The sequence below is a fragment of the Streptomonospora sp. PA3 genome (assembly GCF_009728995.1).
Taxonomy (GTDB): Bacteria; Actinomycetota; Actinomycetes; order Streptosporangiales; family Streptosporangiaceae; genus Streptomonospora.
The window spans coordinates 339,261-358,825 of the sequence record NZ_VTZW01000009.1 but is presented as its reverse complement, the minus strand read 5'-3'; the positions used below and the strand labels follow the sequence as shown (position 1 = coordinate 358,825).

The window sequence follows — 19,565 nt, the reverse complement described above, 5'->3', positions numbered from 1 at the left end:
CGCACGGAGGTAGCATCGCGGCGATGCTAGATTCCACGAGAACGGCGGCCTTTGTGCTCTGCGCCGCCGCCGGGATGGCGGCCGCCGCCGGCTGCGGCGTGGTCGACACCGGGGTCCGCGTCTCCGGAGCGGCGCCGACCCCTGCCACGCCCGCGCCCCAGAGCGGAGACGCCACGACCACGCGCACCCTCGACGCGGTCGAGGTGCTGCGCGATGACCCGGGGGTGAGCGACGCCGTCAAGGACGCGATCGCGCGGCCCTGCACGGAGGGGTACGGCGCGGGCTGGTACCCGGTGTACGTGCGCTACCACGAGCTCCCCCGCGCCGGAGTCCCGGTCGCGCTGGTCAACGTGCAAGGGTGCGACGGCGAGGCCGCCTGTCCGGCACGCCTCGCCGGTTACGTCTTCCGGCTCTGGGAGGACCGTGCCGAGCGGGTCTACACCACCGCGGACGGCGCCTCCAGGGTCGCCTGGTACGACGGCGGTCCCGTGGTCGAACACGCGGACTGGGCGGCGGACTCGGATTCGCAGACGTGCCCCCGAACCGTCACGCGCACGTTGCTGGAGTGGGACGGCACGCGACTGAGCGAGGCGGCAGACGGGGGAACCGCGAGGTGACCGGGGCGCACGTGCTGTTCGTCGAGGACGACGATGTGATCCGCGAGACCACCGGCCTCAGCCTGGAGCGGGACGGCTTCCGCGTCACCCCCGCCGCCGACGGCCGCGAGGGGCTGGCCCTGTTCCGGGCGCGGCCGCCCGACGCGGTGCTGATCGACGTGGTGCTGCCGCACCTGAACGGCGTCAGCCTGTGCCGGCGCATCCGGGAGGAGAGCCTCGTGCCGGTCCTCATGCTCTCCGCGCGCGACGACCCGGTCGACATCGTCGTGGGCCTGGAGGCCGGGGCCGACGACTACGTCACCAAGCCTTTCGACAGCGCTGTGCTGACAGCGAGGCTGCGCGCCGCCCTGCGCCGCGCCGAGCGATTCTGCGGCGACGGTCCGCCCGAGGGCGGCGTGCTGCGTTTCGGAGACGTCGAGATCGACCCGCACGGCGTGCGAGTGCTGCGCGGCGGCCGAGAGGTGAACCTGACCCCCACCGAGATGCGGCTGCTGCTGCGGTTCGCGCAGTCGCCCGGCACCGTCCTCAGCCGCGACGTCCTGCTGGACGACGTCTGGGACTACGCGTGGGGCGGTGACACCCGCGTGGTCGACGTGCATGTCCAGCGGCTCCGCAACAAGATCGGCGCCGACCGGATCGAGACCGTGCGCGGATTCGGCTACCGGCTCGCGGGCGGCGACAGGTGAGCCTGCGCCGGCGGATCACCGCCACCATCGCGGTGGTGAGCGCGCTGGTCGCGGTCGCGCTGAGTCTGACGGTGCATTACGCCTATGCGTTCCAGCAGGCCGAGGAGGCCCGCGAACTCCAGACCGAACGGGTGGAGCTCGCGCTGCGCGCCTACGAACGCACCGGCAGCCCCGCGCTGGGCAGCCGCCTCGACTCCGCCGAGGTGCCCGCCCGGTTGCGCGACGCCGCCGACGACGGCTACACGGCCACCGCCATAACCGGCGGCGACGGCGTGGCGGCGGTCTGGGCGGCTGTGCCCACCTCGGACGGCCGGATCCTGTCGCTGCGCAGCTCCTACGCTCCCCGGCTGGACGATCTGGCCGCGCTGGACCGGGTGCTGCTGGCCGGCTCCGCGGTGGTGGTCGCGCTGGGCGCGGGCGCCGGGGTGGTGATGGGGGCGGGTCTCTCGGCGCGCCTGAGCCGGGTCGCCGCCGCGGCCGGGCGGGTGGCCGCCGGGGACCGGGACACGCGGGTAAGCGAGGCCGTGGGAGGTACCGCGCGCGACGAAGCCGGCGACCTGGCGCGGGCGGTCGACGCGATGGCCGACGCGCTGCAGGCGCGCATCGCGGCCGAGCAGCGGGTGACGGCCGACATCGCCCATGAGCTGCGCACGCCCCTGACCGGGTTGAGCACCGCCGCCGACCTGCTCGGTGACGGCCGCCCCGCGGAACTCGTCCGCGACCGGGTCGCCGCCCTGCGGGCGCTGGTCGAGGACGTGCTGGAGGTGGCGCGGCTGGACACCGCGACGCAGCGTGCCGACCTCAGCGACATCGCGCTCGCCGAGTTCGTCCGCCACCGGGCCGCCCGGTTCGGCCCCGATGTGACGGTGCGGTCCGTCTCGGAGCGGGTGGTCTCGACCGATCCCCGGCGGCTGGAACGCATTCTGGTCAACCTGCTGGTCAACGCGCTCGGCCACGGCGCACCGCCGGTCACTGTGGAGATCGACGGGGCCCGGGTGCGCATCCACGACCTCGGGCCGGGATTCCCCGAGACCCTGTTGCGGGAGGGGCCCGGCCGGTTCCGCAAGGGCCCGACGCCACCGGAGGGCGGCGGTGGGCACGGCTTGGGGCTCACCATCGCCCGCGGCCAGGCCGAGGTGCTGGGTGCTCGGCTCTCCTTCGCCAACCATCCCGACGGCGGGGCCCTGGCGGTTCTCGACCTGGCACCCGGCGACACGAGAGAGCAGTCGCGCGCCTGATCGGCCTGCTCGTCGATCAGCGCACCGGCTCGTCGTCGCGACCCAGTTCGGTGCAGACACAGGCGTTGTTGCCGTCCGGGTCGGCAAGCACGATGAAGGCGGGCGTATTGCTGTCGTCGACAATGCGTCCGCCTGCGGCGACCGCTGCGGCGATCCGCCGGTCGGCGGATTCCGGCGGGATCGTGACATCGAGGTGGAAGCGCTGCCGATCGGGCGCAGCGGAGTCGGTCCTTTGAAACCACAACGGCGGGAGCTCTCCTGCCGGGTCCGTGACGTCCCCGCCTGTCTCACCACCCCCCAGAAGGGCTGCCCAGAACGGCCGCACCACCTCCGGCTCGGGTGTATCCAGAGCCAGCTCGAGCACCTCCACCTGCTCGGGACGCGGGACCAGGCCCCGGGCGGACGCGAGCGCGCTGATCCGCTCGGCGAGCTGGACGTCCCGTTCGGTGACGCCGCCCACGTCGTGGCTGCGCAAGGCGACCTGGACGTGTCCCGTCCGCACATCGACGTCGGGAGGATGGTCGACCGCATCGGCGAGCCGGGCTACAGCCGCGACGAACTCGGCTCCTGTTCCGAACGAACCGGTTTCGAACCGAGTGCGCAAGGCCCCCAGCAACCATCGCCAATCCGCGAGGTCCACCTGCCCGACCCCGAGACGGCGCGACTCCTGTTCCACACCCGCCTCCTCTCCCGGCCTCCGACTGCGCGGCTACGGCCGACCCTCGCACCGATTAGCCGAGATCGGCGAGCGTGAAGAAGCCGGCGGCCGCGCTTTCGGTCGCCCCGCCGCGCCACGCCACGCCATCCGGTCAGTCCACCTGCATGTCGATGACCCAGGCACCGTCGATGTAGGGGAAGCGGAACCCGTCCACCGCCATGCCCTCCTCGCTGTGCACGCCGTCGGGGTAGGCGACCTCGGCGTGGGCCGTCGGCCCACCGCCGGTGTCCGCCCAGCCGTCCGGATGGACGGTGACCTCGCGGACCTCCATGCCTCCCACGCCCGGGCGGCCATCGGCGTAGGCCGCGAACCCGGCTGCACACGAAGCCGGACCGGCCTCCTGGGCGACCGACTCCGCCAGCGCCGCCTTCATCTCGGCGGAGGCGACGCTGCAGCCGGCGGAACCGTCGCCCTCCTCCAGCGCGGCGACGTAGGTCGCGGCGGTCTCGGTCGCGGCGGCCTGGGCCTCGGGACCCGTGCTCGGCTGCACGGCCGGCGGGGGCTGCTGGTCCTCCGCCCCCTGGGTCTGGACCGGCTCGCCGGCGGAGCAGCCCGTCCCAGCCGCGAGAAGGACGACCAGGGGGATCAAGGCGTGGTGGATCGGTCGCACGGAGGACTGCCTTTCGGTTCGCTTGTGCGGGGGAGCGCCGGTCGCCGTTCCGGCGTGCTGCCGCTCCCTACGATGACCACGCGGCGCCCGCAGTTCGCCCCGAATACACCCGGATGTCCGCCGGCAGGCGACCCGGTGCCGTCGCCCGCCCCCGCCCGGCTCCCCATCGGTTCGCCACCGACGGACTCAGAGCACTCCGCGCGGCCGAGGCCACGCTCTCGGCCCAGCTGGCCGACCGGCTATCCCGGCCGCGTGGCCTGTGCGTGCAGGCCGCCGGCCCCGCGGTTCCGCCCCTGCGCGCAACCCGCTGCCGGGCGGTCAGGAGCGCACGTAGCGCCGGAAGAGGGCTCCCGAGGCGAAGGAACGGTGCTCGACCAGGCGCAACCGCAGTTCGCTGCGGACGGGCAGGTACGGCTTGCCGCCTCCGACGATCACGGGGAACGCGTACACCCAGAACTCGTCGATCAGGTCCACTAAGGAGGCGGCCAGCTCGGAACCGCCGAGCTGCATGGTGCCGTCGACCTCCTTCTTTAGGCGCGCCACCACGGACGCGGCTTCGTCGCGGCGGACGAGCGTGCCGCCTTCGTGGACGGTCTGGAGGGTGTCGGAGAAGACGTAGCGCGGCGTCTCCTTGTAGAGCCGGGCGAACTCGCGCTCTTCGGCGGGGGCGTCCTCTTTGCCGAGGTCCTGCGTCCAGGGCTTTTCCATCGCCTCATACAGCCGCCGCCCGAAGAGGAAGGCCGCGAACCGGCGAACGTGGTCGTTCGCCGCCCGATGGAAGTCCCCGTCCGGGTCCGGAAAGTCGATGCCGCCGTCGCGATCCTCGATGTAGCCGTCGATCGAGGTGTTCATCCAGTAGATGACCCTGCCCATGAAGTCCTCCTCGGCCGTAGCGGTCCTCCGACAGAAAGACCCGCCGAAGCGCCGCAACTCATCGGACACGAGCGGATCATATGAAGCGGGTCTCGATCAGTCCTACGACCTCCTCCGCCGCCTGGGCGGAGTCGTAATCCGGGTCGTGGAGTTTCTCGACCACGATCGCGTCGATGGCGCCGCCGATGATGAGGGCGTCGGTGCGGTCGTCGCGCCGGTCCCGCCCGCTCTCGCGTGCCTGGCGGGCCGCAGCGAGGAGGTCGGCGAGCGGCCGCCAGCGTGCCGACGGGTCGGCGTCGTTCCCGATGCGGGTGAGCGCCTCGATGCTGGTGCGTATGTGGAGGGGGTGCTCACTCAAGTGGGCGATCATCGAGCGGACGTATGCGGCCGGTCGGTCGGCGACCTCCGCCGCGTCGACAGCGGCCCCGACCTCGGTGACCAGCGCGGTGAGCACGTGCTCGTAGGCGGCCCGCACGATGTCAGCCTTGTCGGAGAAGTGGTACAGCACAGTCGGTTTGGTGACACCGGCCCGCTCGGCGATCTGGGAGAGGGAGACGCCTGCGTATCCGTGTTCGGCCAGGAGTCCGATCGCAACCCCGATGATCTGGTCACGCCGCGCGCTTCGTGTGAACGTCTGCCTGCCCGTCTCGCCTGTCGGCGTCCGCGTCTTGCCCACGCCAGTACCCTACCGTACGGTTGAATCACTGACCGAACGGTAGAGAGGCGGCATTAGCATGCCACACACCGAGCCGGGCGCCGTCCACGCCCGGCCGGACGCAGCGGTGAGGTCGTCTCGCCGGCGGTTCCGGCGCCGGGGGTTGCGCATCGCGGCAGTGGTGGTCGTGGTGGGAGTCGGCGCGGCCGCGATCGGGCTGCGCAGCCCGTCACCGGTCGGGCACTGGGACAGCGCTGCGGGGCAGGACGCCTACCTCGCCGCCTACGACGAGGCGTTCCAGGACATGCCCGAGGTCGCCGCCGACCTCGACATCCGCACCGACTTCGGTGTGGTCCGCGTCTACCGGTTCGACGGCGCCGGCGGCAGCGCTCCGATGCTGTTGCTCCCGGGCAGGGCCTCGGCCACCCCCGTATGGGCCGACAACATGTCCTCGCTGCTCGAGATCGGCGATGTATACACGATCGATCTGCTCGGCGAGCCGGGGATGAGTGTGCAGGCACGCCCCATCACCAGCGCCGAGGACGAGGCCGCCTGGCTCGATCAGACCCTCTCCGCGCTGCCCGAGCAGCAGGTCAACCTCGTCGGCCTCTCGATCGGCGGCTGGACCGCCGCCAACCTCGCCGTCCGCCGCCCCGAACACGTCGAGACGCTGACGTTGATCGATCCGGTCTACACCTTCGACGACATGCCCTTGGAGACCGTCGCCCGTTCGATCCCGGCGTCGGTCCCCTGGTTCCCGAAGTCGTGGCGGGACGGCTTCAACTCCTACACCGCCGGCGGCGCGCCGGTCGAGGACGTACCTGTCGCGGACATGATCGAGACCGGGATGCGGCACTACGCGCTGAAGAAGCCGCAACCGGCCCGCCTCACCGAGGATCAGCTCGGGAAGTTGGAGATGCCCGTGCTCGCGATCATCGCCGGCCAGTCCGTGATGCACGACTCGACCACCGCGATCGCAACCGCCGAACGCGCGCTCCCGAACGCCACCGTCAGCGTCTACGACGACGCCTCGCACGCGATCAGCGGCGAACGCCCCGAGGAGATCGCCGCCGAAATCGCGGAGATCGTCGAGAGCTGACGGCTCGCGTCCACAATGCCGCCGGGGCTGGGCGACCCGTTCACCCGGAACCGATAATCGTGCGGGCGCCGGTCCCGAGACTCTCGCGGGGCTCCTCGCGGAGGCGGTAACCGCCGTGGAGCGGACCACGACCGGGGAGGTCTGTCCGGGCTTAAGGCGGCACGGCCGGTCGGCCGCATCGCGGGGAACCTCCGTGCGGTTGCGTTCGTTCCCCGGGAGACGCGACATGTCGCGTCCCGAGGGCGTGCCGGGGGACGCACGCTCTCCGGCGGTCTTCACATCGGAGGCGGCACCATGGCCAACCTGCAACGTCTGCTCCGGCAAGCGATCCGGTTCATCCGCAGGAATCCCGCAAAGGCCGAGCGGCATCTGCACACGGTCGGCGAGACGCTGAAGAAGCGCACCGGCGGCAGGTACAACCGGCACATCGACAAGGCCACCGGCGCGGCGTCGCGATACCTCGCCAAGCAGAGCGGCCGCCGCGGCTACGGCGCTGCCCGCGATCGGGGCTACGGGGCAGGGGGCGCGGTGCCGCGGTACCGCGCCGACGGCCGCGATCACCGGCGATACCGCTGACCGGAGCCTCGCAGGGGCCGCCGCGGTGACCGCCCTCGGCCACGCCGGCGGGAGTCGGCGGGCGCAGACAGGCGGAGCCGGACCGACCGGGCGCCGATGAGGCCGCCGGGACGGGCCCGGGCGCCGAGCCCGCCGACACGCCCCGGTGCTCCCTGCTGATTCGAAAAATGCTGCTCAGGTCGGCGGCGTTCGCGACACTTCATGGCGAGTCCGAACCCGCCGTCGGGCCGTGACCTCCGGCAAGTGGCCGGGGTAGCCGGTGGGGCCATCACCGGCGGCCGGGGCTTGACCCGCCCCATCAAGAGGGCCCCAGTCGGAGCTCCGCACGGCGACCCGACGCAGGACGATCCGCGGACGGGAGGCGCCGTGGCGCGAGCCCAGGCCCGCGCCACGGCCGGATTCTCTACGAGCCCCTGCACTCGAACCCGGGATGTGCGTGCAACCGCTCGGCGGCCTCAGCGGAAGGCATCGGCGTTGTCGGACACCCACTCCCGGAACGTCCGCGCCGGGCGGCCTGTGACCTGCTCGACGGTCGGCTGCACAGGAGCCTCGGTCTCGACCATGGGCTCGAGCATGTTCAACAGCCGGTCGACGATCATCTCGGGGATGTGCTGAGACGTCAGCACGTGCCGCGCCTGCTCCTTCGACAGTTCATGGAAGGCGATGTCCGCACCGATGACCTCCCCGATGATCCGAACCTGCTCGGCCTGGGTCAGCGACTCCGGGCCCGTCAGCGGGTAGGTCTTCCCGGCGTGCCCATCTTGGGTCAGCGCCGCCGCTGCCACCGCCGCGACGTCGGCCTCGTGTATGGGGGACAGGCTGGCGCCGGGGTACACCCAGTAGACGGCGCGCTCTGCACGAATGGTCGGGGCCCACCAGTCCAACGCATTGTTCGCAAACGCCCGGGGCCGCAGCACAGTCCAGTCGGCGCCGGATCCCTGCACGGCCGACTCGATGACGTTGACGACATTGCCCTGGTCATCGCGCTCGTCGAGCATCGCTGAGGCGAGCGTCACCAAACGCTTGACGCCGGCTTCCCGCAATTGCGCCACGACGCTGTGGGCGACGTCGGGATCCGCAAGGAGATATGCACGCTCGATCCCCCGCAAGGCCTCCCGCATGCTCTCCGGCTTACGGAAGTCGCCTTCCCGGACTTCGACTCCCGGCGGAAATCCGAGGTCCCGGCCGGCGTCGCGGGTCAGCGCCTTAACCGACTCTCCGGAGGCAGCCAGCTTGGCGACCAGGCTCCGGCCGACGGTCCCGGTCGCACCCATGACGAGAATCGACATTCCATCCCTCCTGACAAACCTTGTGTTGGTTCAGGGCGCCGGCGATCCGTCCCGGCCTGCCCTCGACCGATAGAGCCGCTCCGATGAGGCCCCGCGGCGATCCGCGGGTTCGCCGCCCCGGTAGGTCCCCCACCTGAGGGCGGCCGGAGATCGCCGGGTGCGGTACCCGAAGACGCCGAACGGCCAGCCAAGACCGTGCCCGTCCGAGCGCCCGCCAGGCCGGCGGTGTCCGGCCGGAGGCAGGCGACCGGACGACCACCGGACCGGTCATGACATCCGGACAACAAGCTTCCTGTAGGAAAATAGTTCCTATGGTCAACTTTCGTCCCTTGGACGCAAACTGTCAAGGCGCATGCACACGCAGCTTCCGCAGACTCGGAAGGCGGCTCTCGCCGCTCGGCGTGAGTCCCGACGCCATCGCCGACCGGGTCCTCCGCGCCACGAGCGGTCAGAACCGAAACCGAAACCCGGTTCCACGAACAGAGGGAGTCAACCCCGAACGCGGGCGCCCCGGAGGGCGGTGACCGAGCCCCTTGCCGAGACCTCGCTGAGAGCCCTGAGCAGCAGCCGGATCATGAACCGAGCGCTTCTTCAAGCTTGATGTCGAGACTGAAATCCGCGGAGATCAGATCTGCGAGACCCGAGAGAAGGGTGGAGAAGTCCTCATGGGGCGCCTGGACCTTGTCAGGGTCGATGATGTCCTGGGCTTCGGCCCAGTAGTCCTCTCGGGTCTTGTCCGTCTTATAGAAGAACCGGACGAAGTCGAGTACGGCTCTGAGGAACTCTCGGTAGCGGGCTTCGTAGACGTCGAGCACTTCGGCCTGTGCCTCCGGGTTGCGCAGCGCCACTTCGACCGCCTTCGAACACGACCGGGCCCCGCGCATCGCCAGCGTGACCCCGGTCGAGAAGAGCGGGTCGACGAACGCGCCCGCGTCGCCGACCAGCACCCAACCCGGGCCGTGGAACCGGCGACTGGTGTAGGACCAGTCCCGAGCCGTCCGGAACGCCCCGACCGGCTCCGCCTTCGTCATGAGGCGGAGTACCTCCTGCGAGGACCTCCGCTCCGATTCGAACAGTTCCTCCGGACTGCGCCCGGACTCCTTCATGGCTTTCGTCGAGGTGACGTATCCGATGCTGACGGTGCCGTCGTTCAACGGGATGAACCAGAACCAGCCCTCGGGCCGGTGCTCGATCAGGACGTCGCCGGCCTTGTCGCCCTCCAGCAGGTCGCAGCCCTGGTAGTAGTTCCAGACCGCGATGTTGCGCAGGTCCTCGTGCCACTCCACGAGGTCGAGCTGGCGGGACATGATCCGGCCCTGGCCCGATGCGTCGACGACCATGGCGGAGTGGAGCCGCTCGACCTCGTCGTTCCCCTTTCGGGTGAATGAGACTCCCGTCGCGCGCTCGCCGTCGAATTCCACCCGCTTGACCACGGCTTCCTCGATTACCTGGGCACCGAGCTCACGCGCCCGGGTCATCAGCAGGGAGTCGAAGTCGGCCCGGCGCACCTGGTAGGAGTATTCGAAGGCCGTTCCGTCGGCGAAGCGGAATCCCCACGTCGAATCCTCTTCCCCCCACAGGAGGGTGGCGCCGTACTTCTTGGTCGGCTGAGAGTCGGCCAAGCGGTCCCACAGCCCGAGGTCGCGGACTACCGGGAGGCATCCGGGGATCAGCGATTCGCCGATGTGGTACCGCGGGAATTTCTCGCGTTCCAGCACGACGACACTGAACCCGGCCTCGGCGAGAAAGGCCGCGGTCGTGGATCCGGCCGGCCCTCCTCCGATCACGATGACGTCGACACTCCTGTCAGGACCGATCATCGCACGTGCTCCTTCCAATCAGAGATCGCGATCGGCGGCGCCGGAATCCGTCCCACTCCGGGACTCCCGCCCATGGCCGGACTCCCGGATCTCCTTCGAGCCGACGAATAGAGACGACTCGGTCCCCCTTTGCCGATCCCCCAGTACGGAGCCCGAGAATCCCTGGGCATATCGGGTCCCCTCCCTCACCGGAAAGCACCAGTCGGGGGATTAAGGCCCCTGACGGCCATGTGGTAATTGCTGGACGCGGAACGGCGCCACACTGGCTCCGATGGTTCACCGCTGCACTGGAGTCCCGCTGGAATATTTCTGGACTGTGGCGCATTGCGCAGACCCGCTGAGGGCCGGACGACGCAAGGAGCCCACCGCAGCCGAATCAACACCCGTTCGGGTGGCGTGTGGAAGAGGCGGAATCCCCGGGCACCGCGCCGATGCGGAGCCGTTGGCACCGGCCGGCCTCCTGCGTGCCCAGCGCCGCTCCAGGCGGATGCGAGCCGCGGTCAAGATCGAACCGCCACGATGTCGGAGCCTCCCGATGCCGCACCTCAGTGGAGATCAGAGGTTCGAAGCCGCCACCGCCTCGCAGACGCCGCCACGCAAGCGGCCGCTCCCGGAACACGGGTACGGCGGTGCGTCAGCATCCATACCGAGTTTCCGGAGGGACCATGTCGGCATTCGTCCCGCATCGCTTCGCACACAAGACCGTCCTCGTGACCGGCGCCGGCGCGGATTTCGGCGCTGAGATCGCCGTACGGGCCGCTGAGGAGGGGGCGGATGTCGTCGTACACTTCCGTTCATCGAAGGATGGCGCCGAGGCGACCGCGGAAAGGATCAGGGCGGTCGGCAGGACGGCGCACCTCGTCCAAGCCGACCTTGCGGAAGGCAAGCAGATTCAGCGCATGGCCGAGGAGGCCTGGGCTCGTTTCGGCCGTGTGGACGTCGCAGTCAACAACGCCGCGGAGGCGGCGCGCGAGCAACTGTCTTGGCGGGACGTTACCGAGGAATCGGTGGATCAGGTCCTCGGCGTGGGCGTGAAGGGCACTCTACTCGCCACACACGAATTCGGTAGCCGGATGCTGGAGCAGCAGAGCGGTGGGGCGATCGTCAATATAGGTTCCACGGTCGTTTCGCGCGGCAGCGCCCGAGTGCCGCAGTACGCAGCCGCGAAGTACGGCGTAATCGGGGTGACGAAGTCCTACGCTCAAGCCTTCGCCCCCCGCGTCCGGGTCAACACCTTCGCTCCCGGATTCATCGAGACGGAGTCCACAAAACGCAGAACGGACTGGCAGAACGGCCACCGCGAGCGGCTGATCGAAGTCACGCCTATGGGACACGTCCCGAGTCCCGGCGAGTTGGCCGGCGCTGCCCTTTTTCTGGCGAGTCCGGAGGCCGGTCACATCACTGGTGCCTTTCTCGCCGCGGACGGCGGATACAACATGCCCGGCGCCTGACAACGGTTCCACCGCACCGGCGCAGACTCCGTCACGGGGCCCGCGCGAAGCCGAGGTGGAACGGGCCGCAGCACACGACGCTGCTACGCCAACCGGCGAGTGTGCTGCGTCATGCGCGGGGCTTCGCGGGTCCGATCGGGCCGTTTTGGTGGGAGGTGGTGGCAGCTGCACCCGCAGCCTCGTCCCGCCCGGCCCGACCCGGTACCGTCCCGGGCCGGACGTGCTGCGGCTCGCCGCTCCGCCCGTCAGCCGATCGGAACCATGTCGCCGTCGTCCCGGAGGATCTCCAACTGGAGTCGCTGGATCTCGTTGGAGGGCTCCAGCCCGAGCTCGTCGCCCAGAATAGTGCGCAGTCGCTGATAAGCGTCCAAGGCTTCGCTTCTGCGGCCCGAGCGTGTCAGTGCATACATGAGTTGACCGTGGAACCACTCGTTCAGCGGATACTCCTCGGCCAGAGCGCGCAGCTCCGGTATGAGCTCATGGCAGCGGCCGAGCTCGATCTTCGCCTTGATCCGCAGCTGCAGGGACTCGATGCGCAGCTCCTGCAGCCGGAGCGCGTGGCTCTGCAGCCGGCGTGAACTCTGCACGTTCTCCATCACGTCCCCGGACCACAGCCCGATCGCCGCCGTCAGCGTTTCAAGAGCCTCGGCCGGGCGCCCGCTCTGCAGCAGCAGCCGTCCTTCGCGCGCCATCCGCTCGAAGGCGGTCGCATCGATCCGCTCCGGAGGCACGGCCAGCTTGTACCCCGGCGCCCGGGTCACCAGCGCGTTTTCCAGAGCATCTCCCGGGAATTCGCGGACGAGGTCCTTGCGGAGCTTGTAGATGTATGTCTGCAACGTGGTATGGACGCTGCGGGGCGGGTCGTCCCCCCACAACTCCTCGGTGATCGAGTCGGTGCTCACTACCGAGTTGGCATTACTCAACAGTAAGGCGAGCATCTGCCGCATCTTCGTTCCACTCGGCGTGTAAAGTCTCTCCCCCGACGTGATCTCAAGCGGCCCCAGGGTCTTTATCTCCATGCTTCAACTCCGAATGAGATAGAAGCTCCGGCGAGCGGACTCGCCATTGGGCAAACCGGTTATCGGCATGCCCGAGAGCCGGAACTGTCAGCCCGATCCTGCATGCCCCTGCGCGCTGCGCCGCATGCCCGATACGTGGGCGCATATCCCCGTGAATGGAACCGGACCGGTCGGCTGCCAACCTTCCGAATCACCCTTTCGCGAGCAGCCGCGGCACCAGGTTCATATTTTCTTCGTGTACCAACCAGATCCCATGTGATGGCTTATTCGGCTCGGCGCCTTGATACCAGGTTCCAACAGGAACCTAGTTCCGCTTGGAAGCTACTTCATGATGCTACCGAGGCAGGTGAGACCAGGCAACAGGGGCCTTCCGGCACTGGACGAGCCGACATAACGGTAGGGCGCTCTCGAATCTGCTGATCACACGCTCACACGGCCCTCGATCGCGAGTTCTCGCCTACCGCAGCGCCTAGGATTGGATCTGGCCTATCTTGGCCAGTTCAGCCCAATGACATGAATGGGAAGACAAGCCATACTGCCCCGCCGAGCAAGGAGGATGGGACGGCCTAAGTTAACCCAGTTTTCATCGCCGCCTCCTGCGGCTGTATAAACGGGCAGCTATCGGCTGCACTGCGCCTGATTATCGGCGCAATCACCGCGTGTAATTACGCTGGCACTCTCCATGGAAACCGCAAAATCGCAGAAGCTGCCGGTTTCCGGCTACCGCACTTCCTTGTGCCCCGCGGAATACTTGAACCGCCTCAATGCGCACCACCACGGATTCGCGCCCGCTGCCCGGTGCGCTGCTCTTGAAGAGCGCTGGTGATCTCCTTGAGCTCCTCGGTGGCACGCAGCAGAAAGTCGAATATTACGGCGCGGTGCTCGTCGGAGTAACTCGAGATGAGATCGTCCATTCGCCTGGCGATAGGGCTGAACAGACTCGCCCCTTCGCCGATGTTGCGTGTGGCTTGCTCCGTCGTGGTCAGCCAGACACGCCGGCGGTCGTCGGTGTCGTGGGTTCGCTGAACGAGACCGAGGCGCACCAGGCGGTCGACGAGCTTGGTTACGGCTCCGGTGGTCAGGGCCGTGCGCTGAGCCAGCTCTCCGGGAGTGGATCGGCCGTCGATGTCGAGAAGGTTCAACACATAGAGGTCCACGGGGCGCAACCCCGATACCTCGGCGGTGACCTGACCGTTGAGCACCAGAGCGGTGATGAATTCACGCAAGCCGCGGGACTCCTCCGGAGTAAGCTTCCAGCAGTTCCGCGTCTCGTCTCGTATGGACATGGTCGGCCTTCCACTTCGCCTTCCGGGGTGCTGCGTCCGCTTCTACTGGGAAGATACATCCCCATCGGAACTATTTCAGCTGCATGGCCCAATGGGTCGTGCGGCGACCGGACTTGCTGCCCGCGCGGTCGGCGCCTACCTCGAGTCGCTGTGCCGGCTCTCCCCGCCGCCGGCCCTTCGGCCGCCGCGCCGCTCCCAAGGCCCACGCGTCGCGGCCGAGTCGGCGAGCGGACTGCACGCTGCCGCCGCCGATGGCCGGGGAATCCGCCCGGCGGTCGGCGGCGGCGCGGTCTCAGCCGACGATCGGGTCAGGACATCTCGTACTCGGCCGGAGAGTCCACAGCGCCGAACGCGCGATAGCGGTCGTATCGACGACTCAGCAGGTCGCCCTCGTCGAGCGAGAGCAGATCCCGCAAAGCCGCGGTCACCGCTTGCCGCAGCCTGTCGGCCGCGGTCACGTGGTCGGCGGCGGCTCCTGCCTCCGGTTCGCGAATCACTGCGTCAACGATCCCCAGTTCCAGCAGCGACCGAGGATCCATCCGCAGGGAGGACGCCGCTTGCGGAGCCGCGCCGGAATCATGCCACAGGATCGAGGCGCAGCCCTCGGGCGAGATCACCGAGTAGACGGCGTTCTCCAAGATGTAGACGCGATCAGCGACCGCGAGGGCGAGGGCGCCGCCGCTGCCGCCCTCACCGGTGATCACGCAGACGACTGGAACCGATATGCCGGTGAGCAGCCGCAGGTTCTCGGCGATGGCCGCCGCCTGGCCCGTCTCCTCGGCACTCCTGCCCGGAAAAGCCCCCGGGGTGTCGACGAGAGTGAGGATCGGCAGACCGAGCCGCTCCGCGGTCCGCATCAAGCGGTTCGCCTTGCGATAGCCGGCGGGTGTCGCCATGCCGAAGTTGTGCTGCGCCAACTCGGCCGCGTCGTGGCCCTTCTGCAGGCCGATGACCATGAGCGGGAAACCGTTGAGGCGCCCGATGCCGCCGACCACGGCCGGGCAGTCGTGGCCGAGGCGATCGCCGTGCAACTCGTCGAATCCGTCGAGGGCCAGGCGCATGTAGTCGAGCGCACTCGGCCGCTGCGGATTCCTCGCCCGTTGTACCACGTCCCATGCGCCCTGCTCCGGGAGCACGAACGGGTCGTCGACCATGACGGCGGGGAGCTCCGGCCGTGCGGCGTCCGGTGGGGTCTTCGGCTTTCGAGTCGCCGCTGATACGAGCCGCCCCAGAGCGGAACGCAGTTCCGCACGGCCGACGATCATGTCGATCGCTCCATGCTGGAGAAGGAATTCAGCGGTCTGGAAATCTGCGGGCAGCGTCTCGCCGATGGTCTGTTCGATCACCCGGCGGCCGGCGAATCCGAGTCGGGCCTGCGGCTCGGAGACGATGATGTCGGTCAGTGTCGCGAAGGACGCTGCGACGCCGCCGAACGTGGGGTCGGTGATCAGGGATACCGTCAGCAGCCCGGCCTGGCGCATCCGGTCGAGCGCCTGGCTCGTCTTCGCCATCTGCATGAGGGCAACGGGCCCTTCCTGCATCCGGGCTCCGCCCGATGCAGTGACGATCAGCAGCGGCATGTGCTCGCGGAGAGCGGTCTCGGCAGCCCCGGTGACCATCTCGCCGACCGCTGCCCCGAGGCTGCCTCCGAGGAAGCGGAAGTCCATGGCCGCCACCGCTAGCGGGCTGCCCTCCAGCGTTCCGGTGGCGCAGACGGCGGCTTCGTCGAGTCCCGTGCGGGCTCGGGCACCGTCGATGCGGTCGGTATAAGGCCGGGTGTCGACGAATCCCAGCGGGTCCCGCGATTCGGTCGGCGGGTCGAGGAACTCCACACTGCCCTCATCGAGGAGCTGAGCGATCCGCTGCGGCGCGGGAACAGCGAAATGGTGTCCGCATCCGGGGCAGACGCCGAGGTTTCGGTCGATCTTGGCGGCGTAGACGAGTTCACTGCACCCCTCGCAGCTGAGCCATCGGCTCATCGCGTTACCGCCAGCGATGCGTTGACGAGGTCGACCAACTGCTGGGGCGTCTCCGCGGAGAGGAACGTGTCGTCGGCGAGACGCACCCCGTACTCTCTTTCGATGCTCGCCGCCACCTCCAACAGGGCCAGAGAGTCGTAGCCGAGGTCGGGAAAGGACACTTCGTCGATCTTCTCGGTGCCCGCGATCTCAGCGCTCTCGCCCGCGACCTGCCGAAGGATGCGGAGGAGGTCGTCCTGGGTGAAGTCGGCCATTTGCTTCTCCTTCGTCGAATACCTGCGGTCCGTGCCCAACGCGCCCGGTCGTTTCCTTCCGAGCCGGCACGCGAGGCGTCCGTCGGCGTCCGGCAGACCGCGCCGATCCGTGCACCTGCGGGGACGCCGCCCCCGCATTCGGGCGCCCGCTCCGTCGCGTCGACGCGCACGAAGCAGCATCGCCGCCTGAGGGCAGGCGGAGGAACGGCGCTCCCTCTTACTCATCCGCAGACTTGATACCGAGGCGGTGTGGCAAACGGCTCGATACAGGCTCGACCCCCGCTCAAACCGGTACCGCCCACCCGCCGTTTTCAGCGCCCCTTGAGATGCATTCGAGGCGGACTCGCCAGAGTGTGCACGTATTCAGCGACGAATGTGGAAGCGGAGCCGAACAAGGGGGCTCAATGAACGAAGGTTCCCGGCTGAAAGTCGCCAGCGCCGACGTCCCTCCCGTGCGGCGTCAGGGAGGGGGGATACGGGCTCTGCTCACGCCCGGAACCGTCGGTGCCACCGCCGGCTTCATGTCGACTTTCACCCTGAGGCCGGGCGAGTACATGGCCGAGCACTACCACCCGTACTCCGACGAGTTCCTGTTCGTTGTCCGCGGTGTCCTCCAGCTGCGGCTGGACGGCACGGACATCACTGTCGAGCCGGAGGACTCGGTGATGGTGCGCCGAGGCATGCGCCACCGCCTGGAGTGCGTCGGTGAGCACGAGGCCATGCTCGTCGCGCACATCGCTCCCCTGGCCCCCCGCCCCGACCTGGGCCACGTCGACACCGAGCCGCTCCCCCATCCCGAAGAGGCGCCACCCCGGGTCGGCGGGATCGTCTGACAGCACGTGGCACCGAAGTGCCCGAGTAGAAGGAGTCCTGATCATGGTCGCCAGAACGGACAACGAGATCGTCATCGGCGCGCCCATGGACCTCGTCTGGGACATGACCAACGACGTCGAGTCATGGCCCGATCTGTTCACGGAGTACGCGCAAACCGAGATTCTGCACCGCAACGGCCCGACCGTGCGGTTCCGGCTGACTCTGCACCCCGATCCCGACGGGACCGTGTGGAGCTGGGTCTCCGAACGCACCGCGGACCCCCGAACGCGGACCGTTCACGCGCACCGCGTCGAAACGGGCCCGTTCGAATACATGAACCTCAAGTGGACCTACACGGAGGTTCCCGGAGGCGTGCGGCTGCGCTGGCAGCAAGAGTTCACCATGAAGCCCGACGCTCCGTTCGACGACGCGGCGATGACCGAACGGATCAACCGCAACTCGCCGGTTCAGCTGGAAGCGATCCGCGAGCGCATCGAAGAACGGTTCCGCGCCTCCGCTTCGACGGCCGCACCGCGTACGGAGGGGAGTTGAGCCCGATGCCCTTCGGGCGCCCGCTGGACTTCGGGAGTCCGCCTGCGCGGTACCGCACCGATCGGCCGAGCAGCGTGCGGTCCGGGGTCTCCTCGTCCGAAGGGGGAGCACGGAATGAGTGAGACGACGCCTCCCGATTCTCTTGCCGTTGATGCCGTTTTCTCCAGTATCGCGCGGCTCGTGGCCGCGTCCGCGTCCTCGGTGAACCGGGTGCGGGTCAGCTCGGGCCAGGTCGAGGTCGAGGTGGAATGGGCGAGCGCCCCCGCGGCCGCCGACCCCGCGCCGATGCCGACGGCGCCGACACCGCGATCCGTCCCCGAGGAGCACGGCGACGAGGACGGCATCTCGTCGGCGCCGGGTCCGCATCACATCACCGCCCAACTCGTCGGCACGTTCCACCACGCTCCCGAGCCGGGGGCCAAGCCCTTCGTGGAGGAAGGCGACTTCGTCGAAGAAGGCCAGCAGGTCGGAATCATCGAAGTCATGAAGATGATGGTCGCCGTCGAGGCCGATCTCCCCGGGCGCGTCGCCGCGATCCTCGTCCCCAATGCACAACCCGTGGAGTACGGCCAGCCGCTCATATCGATCGCACCCCTCGGGGACCGGTGAGCCGCACTACCCAAGGAGGTGAGAACCCTGTTCGACACGGTCCTTGTGGCGAACCGCGGCGAGATCGCGCTGCGCGTGATCCGCGCCTGCCGGGCCCTTGGCGTCCGCACGGTCGCCGTCCACACCAGCGACGACGGGGACTCCGCGGTCGTCAGACTGGCGGATACGAGCGTTCACATCGGCCCGCCCGGCGGGCGGAGCTATCTGAACATCCCCGCCGTCATCGAGGCGGCCCAAGCCACAGGGGCGGACGCGATCCATCCCGGATACGGATTCCTGTCGGAGGACCCGGACTTCGCCGAGATCTGCGGCGACCACGGCATCACCTTCATCGGCCCTCCGTCCCACGTCATGCACAAGCTCGGTGATAAGGCCGTTTCGCGTGCGGTCATGTCCCAAGCGGGGGTGCCACTGCTGCCCGGCAGCCGACACGCGGTCGACAACGCGCGCGAAGCCCGAGAGGTGGCCGACGCCATCGGCATGCCCGTCATCGTCAAGGCCACCGCCGGCGGGGGCGGGCGCGGAATGCGCATCGTTCGCGAGGCCGACGAACTGGAACGCGTCTTCCGGGAAACCCGCAACGACGCCCTCTCCCTGTTCAAGGACAGCCGGGTCTACGTCGAGCGGTTCATCGAGCGCGCTCGGCACATCGAGGTCCAAGTGCTGTGCGACGCCCACGGAAACGGCGTCTCCCTCGGCGTGCGCGACTGCTCAGTGCAGCGGCGCCATCAGAAACTCGTCGAGGAGACCCCTTCGCCCTCTCTTGCGCCGGAGACCGCTGACGCCATGGGGCGGGTCGCGGTGAAAGCGGCACTGGCGGTCGGCTATGTCGGAGTAGGCACGTTCGAATTCATCGTCGACGAGGATGGCGACTTCCGTTTCATCGAGATCAACTGCCGCATCCAAGTGGAGCATCCCGTGACGGAAGCGGTGACCGGTATCGACCTGGTGACCGAGCAGATTCGGGTGGCCGCCGGTGAACGGCTCTCCGTGGAGCAGTCCGACATCGATCGCCGTGGAGTCGCGATCGAATGCCGGGTCAACGCCGAGGACCCGGATCGCGGATTCGTGCCCACGCCCGGGGTGCTGCAGAGATTCCACCCGCCGGGCGGCCCTTTCGTGCGCGTCGACACGCACTGCTATACGGGCTACCGCGTACCACCCACCTACGACTCACTGCTGGCGAAGGTCATCGCCTGGGCCCCCGACCGGGAGCAGGCGCTGGCCCGCCTCGACGGAGCCCTAGACGAGTTCGTCGTGCAAGGCCCGGGGATGCGCACAACGATCGGCCTGCTCCGCGAGGTCATCGCCGACCCCCGGTTCCGCAACGGAACGCACACGACCTCGTTTCTGGACGAACTCGTCCCGCGGAGCGGAACCGGCAAACCGGCGAAGCGGAGAAGGCGGGCCCGTTGACTCGG

Annotated in this window: 20 protein-coding genes; 10 read left to right on the top strand and 10 right to left on the bottom strand. The window is 68.9% G+C overall.

Translation table 11 applies throughout. The annotated features are described in order from the left end of the window. The first annotated feature begins 23 nt into the window (after nt 1-23). Genes FZ103_RS09955 through FZ103_RS09945 form a run of 3 tightly spaced genes read left to right on the top strand, consistent with a single transcriptional unit; the run spans nt 24 to nt 2,541 of the window. A complete protein-coding gene (locus FZ103_RS09955) occupies nt 24-617 on the top strand; it encodes a hypothetical protein (protein WP_156000413.1) in 594 nt (197 codons plus the stop codon). Next, nucleotides 614-1,303, top strand: a complete 690-nt coding sequence (gene cseB, locus FZ103_RS09950; protein ID WP_186356082.1) for a two-component system response regulator CseB — start codon at nt 614-616, stop codon at nt 1,301-1,303. The genes FZ103_RS09955 and cseB overlap by 4 nt, the downstream gene beginning before the upstream one ends. Nucleotides 1,304-1,338: 35 nt before the next feature. After that, nucleotides 1,339-2,541 carry a sensor histidine kinase gene (locus tag FZ103_RS09945; RefSeq protein ID WP_343233458.1) on the top strand — a complete coding sequence of 401 codons (1,203 nt, stop codon included), beginning with the start codon at nt 1,339-1,341 and terminating at the stop codon, nt 2,539-2,541. 16 nt (nt 2,542-2,557) lie between these two features. Here the strand turns inward: FZ103_RS09945 and FZ103_RS26020 are convergent, their stop codons facing one another. The 4 genes from FZ103_RS26020 to FZ103_RS09925 form a co-directional block, all read right to left on the bottom strand. Continuing rightward, nucleotides 2,558-3,217: a VOC family protein gene (locus FZ103_RS26020; RefSeq protein ID WP_186356080.1), complete on the bottom strand. Its 660-nt coding sequence runs from the start codon at nt 3,215-3,217 to the stop codon at nt 2,558-2,560. 133 nt (nt 3,218-3,350) lie between these two features. Continuing rightward, entirely contained in the window at nt 3,351-3,869 is a 519-nt protein-coding gene (locus tag FZ103_RS09935) for a hypothetical protein (RefSeq protein WP_156000412.1), read from the bottom strand. 318 nt (nt 3,870-4,187) lie between these two features. Beyond that, nucleotides 4,188-4,742: a dihydrofolate reductase family protein gene (locus FZ103_RS09930; protein WP_156000411.1), complete on the bottom strand. Its 555-nt coding sequence runs from the start codon at nt 4,740-4,742 to the stop codon at nt 4,188-4,190. 76 nt (nt 4,743-4,818) lie between these two features. After that, nucleotides 4,819-5,418, bottom strand: coding sequence for a TetR/AcrR family transcriptional regulator (locus FZ103_RS09925; RefSeq protein WP_186356079.1), 600 nt, complete (start codon nt 5,416-5,418; stop codon nt 4,819-4,821). A gap of 160 nt (nt 5,419-5,578) precedes the next feature. Between FZ103_RS09925 and FZ103_RS09920 the strand changes: the two genes are divergently transcribed. Together FZ103_RS09920 and FZ103_RS09915 are read left to right on the top strand one after the other, a co-directional pair. Further along, nucleotides 5,579-6,496 (top strand): alpha/beta hydrolase, encoded by a 918-nt coding sequence (locus FZ103_RS09920; protein ID WP_343233457.1) that lies wholly within the window; start codon nt 5,579-5,581, stop codon nt 6,494-6,496. A gap of 294 nt (nt 6,497-6,790) precedes the next feature. After that, nucleotides 6,791-7,072, top strand: a complete 282-nt coding sequence (locus FZ103_RS09915; RefSeq protein ID WP_156000409.1) for an antitoxin — start codon at nt 6,791-6,793, stop codon at nt 7,070-7,072. Nucleotides 7,073-7,527: 455 nt separating this feature from the next. On the opposite strand, the gene FZ103_RS09910 is transcribed toward FZ103_RS09915, so the two are convergent. Together FZ103_RS09910 and FZ103_RS09905 are read right to left on the bottom strand one after the other, a co-directional pair. After that, on the bottom strand, nt 7,528-8,361 hold the full coding sequence (locus FZ103_RS09910) for an NAD(P)H-binding protein (RefSeq protein ID WP_156000408.1): 834 nt from the start codon (nt 8,359-8,361) through the stop codon (nt 7,528-7,530). A gap of 572 nt (nt 8,362-8,933) precedes the next feature. Beyond that, nucleotides 8,934-10,181, bottom strand: a complete 1,248-nt coding sequence (locus tag FZ103_RS09905; RefSeq protein ID WP_156000407.1) for an NAD(P)/FAD-dependent oxidoreductase — start codon at nt 10,179-10,181, stop codon at nt 8,934-8,936. Nucleotides 10,182-10,846: 665 nt separating this feature from the next. Here FZ103_RS09905 and FZ103_RS09900 point away from each other — a divergent pair. Beyond that, entirely contained in the window at nt 10,847-11,632 is a 786-nt protein-coding gene (locus tag FZ103_RS09900; RefSeq protein WP_156000406.1) for an SDR family NAD(P)-dependent oxidoreductase, read from the top strand. A 245-nt stretch (nt 11,633-11,877) separates the two neighbouring features. Here FZ103_RS09900 and FZ103_RS09895 read toward each other — a convergent pair whose 3' ends face one another. The 4 genes from FZ103_RS09895 to FZ103_RS09880 form a co-directional block, all read right to left on the bottom strand. Next, nucleotides 11,878-12,651: an AfsR/SARP family transcriptional regulator gene (locus FZ103_RS09895; RefSeq protein ID WP_156000405.1), complete on the bottom strand. Its 774-nt coding sequence runs from the start codon at nt 12,649-12,651 to the stop codon at nt 11,878-11,880. 761 nt (nt 12,652-13,412) lie between these two features. Next, nucleotides 13,413-13,877, bottom strand: a complete 465-nt coding sequence (locus FZ103_RS09890) for a MarR family winged helix-turn-helix transcriptional regulator (protein ID WP_186356078.1) — start codon at nt 13,875-13,877, stop codon at nt 13,413-13,415. Between the two features lie 368 nt (nt 13,878-14,245). Continuing rightward, the gene (gene accA / locus FZ103_RS09885; RefSeq protein WP_156000403.1) at nt 14,246-15,916 is read right to left on the bottom strand and encodes an acetyl-CoA carboxylase carboxyl transferase subunit alpha; all 1,671 of its coding nucleotides are present in this window, start codon (nt 15,914-15,916) and stop codon (nt 14,246-14,248) included. After that, complete coding sequence (locus FZ103_RS09880; RefSeq protein WP_156000402.1) at nt 15,913-16,170, bottom strand: acyl carrier protein; 258 nt, start codon at nt 16,168-16,170, stop codon at nt 15,913-15,915. The genes accA and FZ103_RS09880 overlap by 4 nt, the downstream gene beginning before the upstream one ends. A gap of 521 nt (nt 16,171-16,691) precedes the next feature. On the opposite strand from FZ103_RS09880, the gene FZ103_RS09875 reads away from it, so the two are divergent. From FZ103_RS09875 to FZ103_RS09860, 4 genes are all read left to right on the top strand, one after another. Then, nucleotides 16,692-17,003 carry a cupin domain-containing protein gene (locus tag FZ103_RS09875; RefSeq protein ID WP_255429869.1) on the top strand — a complete coding sequence of 104 codons (312 nt, stop codon included), beginning with the start codon at nt 16,692-16,694 and terminating at the stop codon, nt 17,001-17,003. Nucleotides 17,004-17,046: 43 nt separating this feature from the next. After that, nucleotides 17,047-17,535, top strand: a complete 489-nt coding sequence (locus FZ103_RS09870) for an SRPBCC family protein (RefSeq protein ID WP_156000400.1) — start codon at nt 17,047-17,049, stop codon at nt 17,533-17,535. Nucleotides 17,536-17,649: 114 nt separating this feature from the next. Then, on the top strand, nt 17,650-18,144 hold the full coding sequence (locus tag FZ103_RS09865; protein ID WP_156000399.1) for a biotin/lipoyl-containing protein: 495 nt from the start codon (nt 17,650-17,652) through the stop codon (nt 18,142-18,144). 18 nt (nt 18,145-18,162) lie between these two features. Continuing rightward, entirely contained in the window at nt 18,163-19,560 is a 1,398-nt protein-coding gene (locus FZ103_RS09860; protein ID WP_343233456.1) for an acetyl-CoA carboxylase biotin carboxylase subunit, read from the top strand. Nucleotides 19,561-19,565 lie beyond the last annotated feature (5 nt).

Coding starts and splice junctions, on each gene's coding strand:
- FZ103_RS09955 (WP_156000413.1), top strand. CDS start 24: ATGCTAGATTCCACGAGAACGGCGGCCTTTGTGCTCTGCGCCGCCGCC.
- FZ103_RS09930 (WP_156000411.1), bottom strand. CDS start 4,742: ATGGGCAGGGTCATCTACTGGATGAACACCTCGATCGACGGCTACATC.
- FZ103_RS09915 (WP_156000409.1), top strand. CDS start 6,791: ATGGCCAACCTGCAACGTCTGCTCCGGCAAGCGATCCGGTTCATCCGC.
- FZ103_RS09910 (WP_156000408.1), bottom strand. CDS start 8,361: ATGTCGATTCTCGTCATGGGTGCGACCGGGACCGTCGGCCGGAGCCTG.
- FZ103_RS09905 (WP_156000407.1), bottom strand. CDS start 10,181: ATGATCGGTCCTGACAGGAGTGTCGACGTCATCGTGATCGGAGGAGGG.
- FZ103_RS09900 (WP_156000406.1), top strand. CDS start 10,847: ATGTCGGCATTCGTCCCGCATCGCTTCGCACACAAGACCGTCCTCGTG.
- FZ103_RS09895 (WP_156000405.1), bottom strand. CDS start 12,651: ATGGAGATAAAGACCCTGGGGCCGCTTGAGATCACGTCGGGGGAGAGA.
- accA (WP_156000403.1), bottom strand. CDS start 15,916: ATGAGCCGATGGCTCAGCTGCGAGGGGTGCAGTGAACTCGTCTACGCC.
- FZ103_RS09880 (WP_156000402.1), bottom strand. CDS start 16,170: ATGGCCGACTTCACCCAGGACGACCTCCTCCGCATCCTTCGGCAGGTC.
- FZ103_RS09875 (WP_255429869.1), top strand. CDS start 16,692: ATGTCGACTTTCACCCTGAGGCCGGGCGAGTACATGGCCGAGCACTAC.
- FZ103_RS09870 (WP_156000400.1), top strand. CDS start 17,047: ATGGTCGCCAGAACGGACAACGAGATCGTCATCGGCGCGCCCATGGAC.
- FZ103_RS09865 (WP_156000399.1), top strand. CDS start 17,650: ATGAGTGAGACGACGCCTCCCGATTCTCTTGCCGTTGATGCCGTTTTC.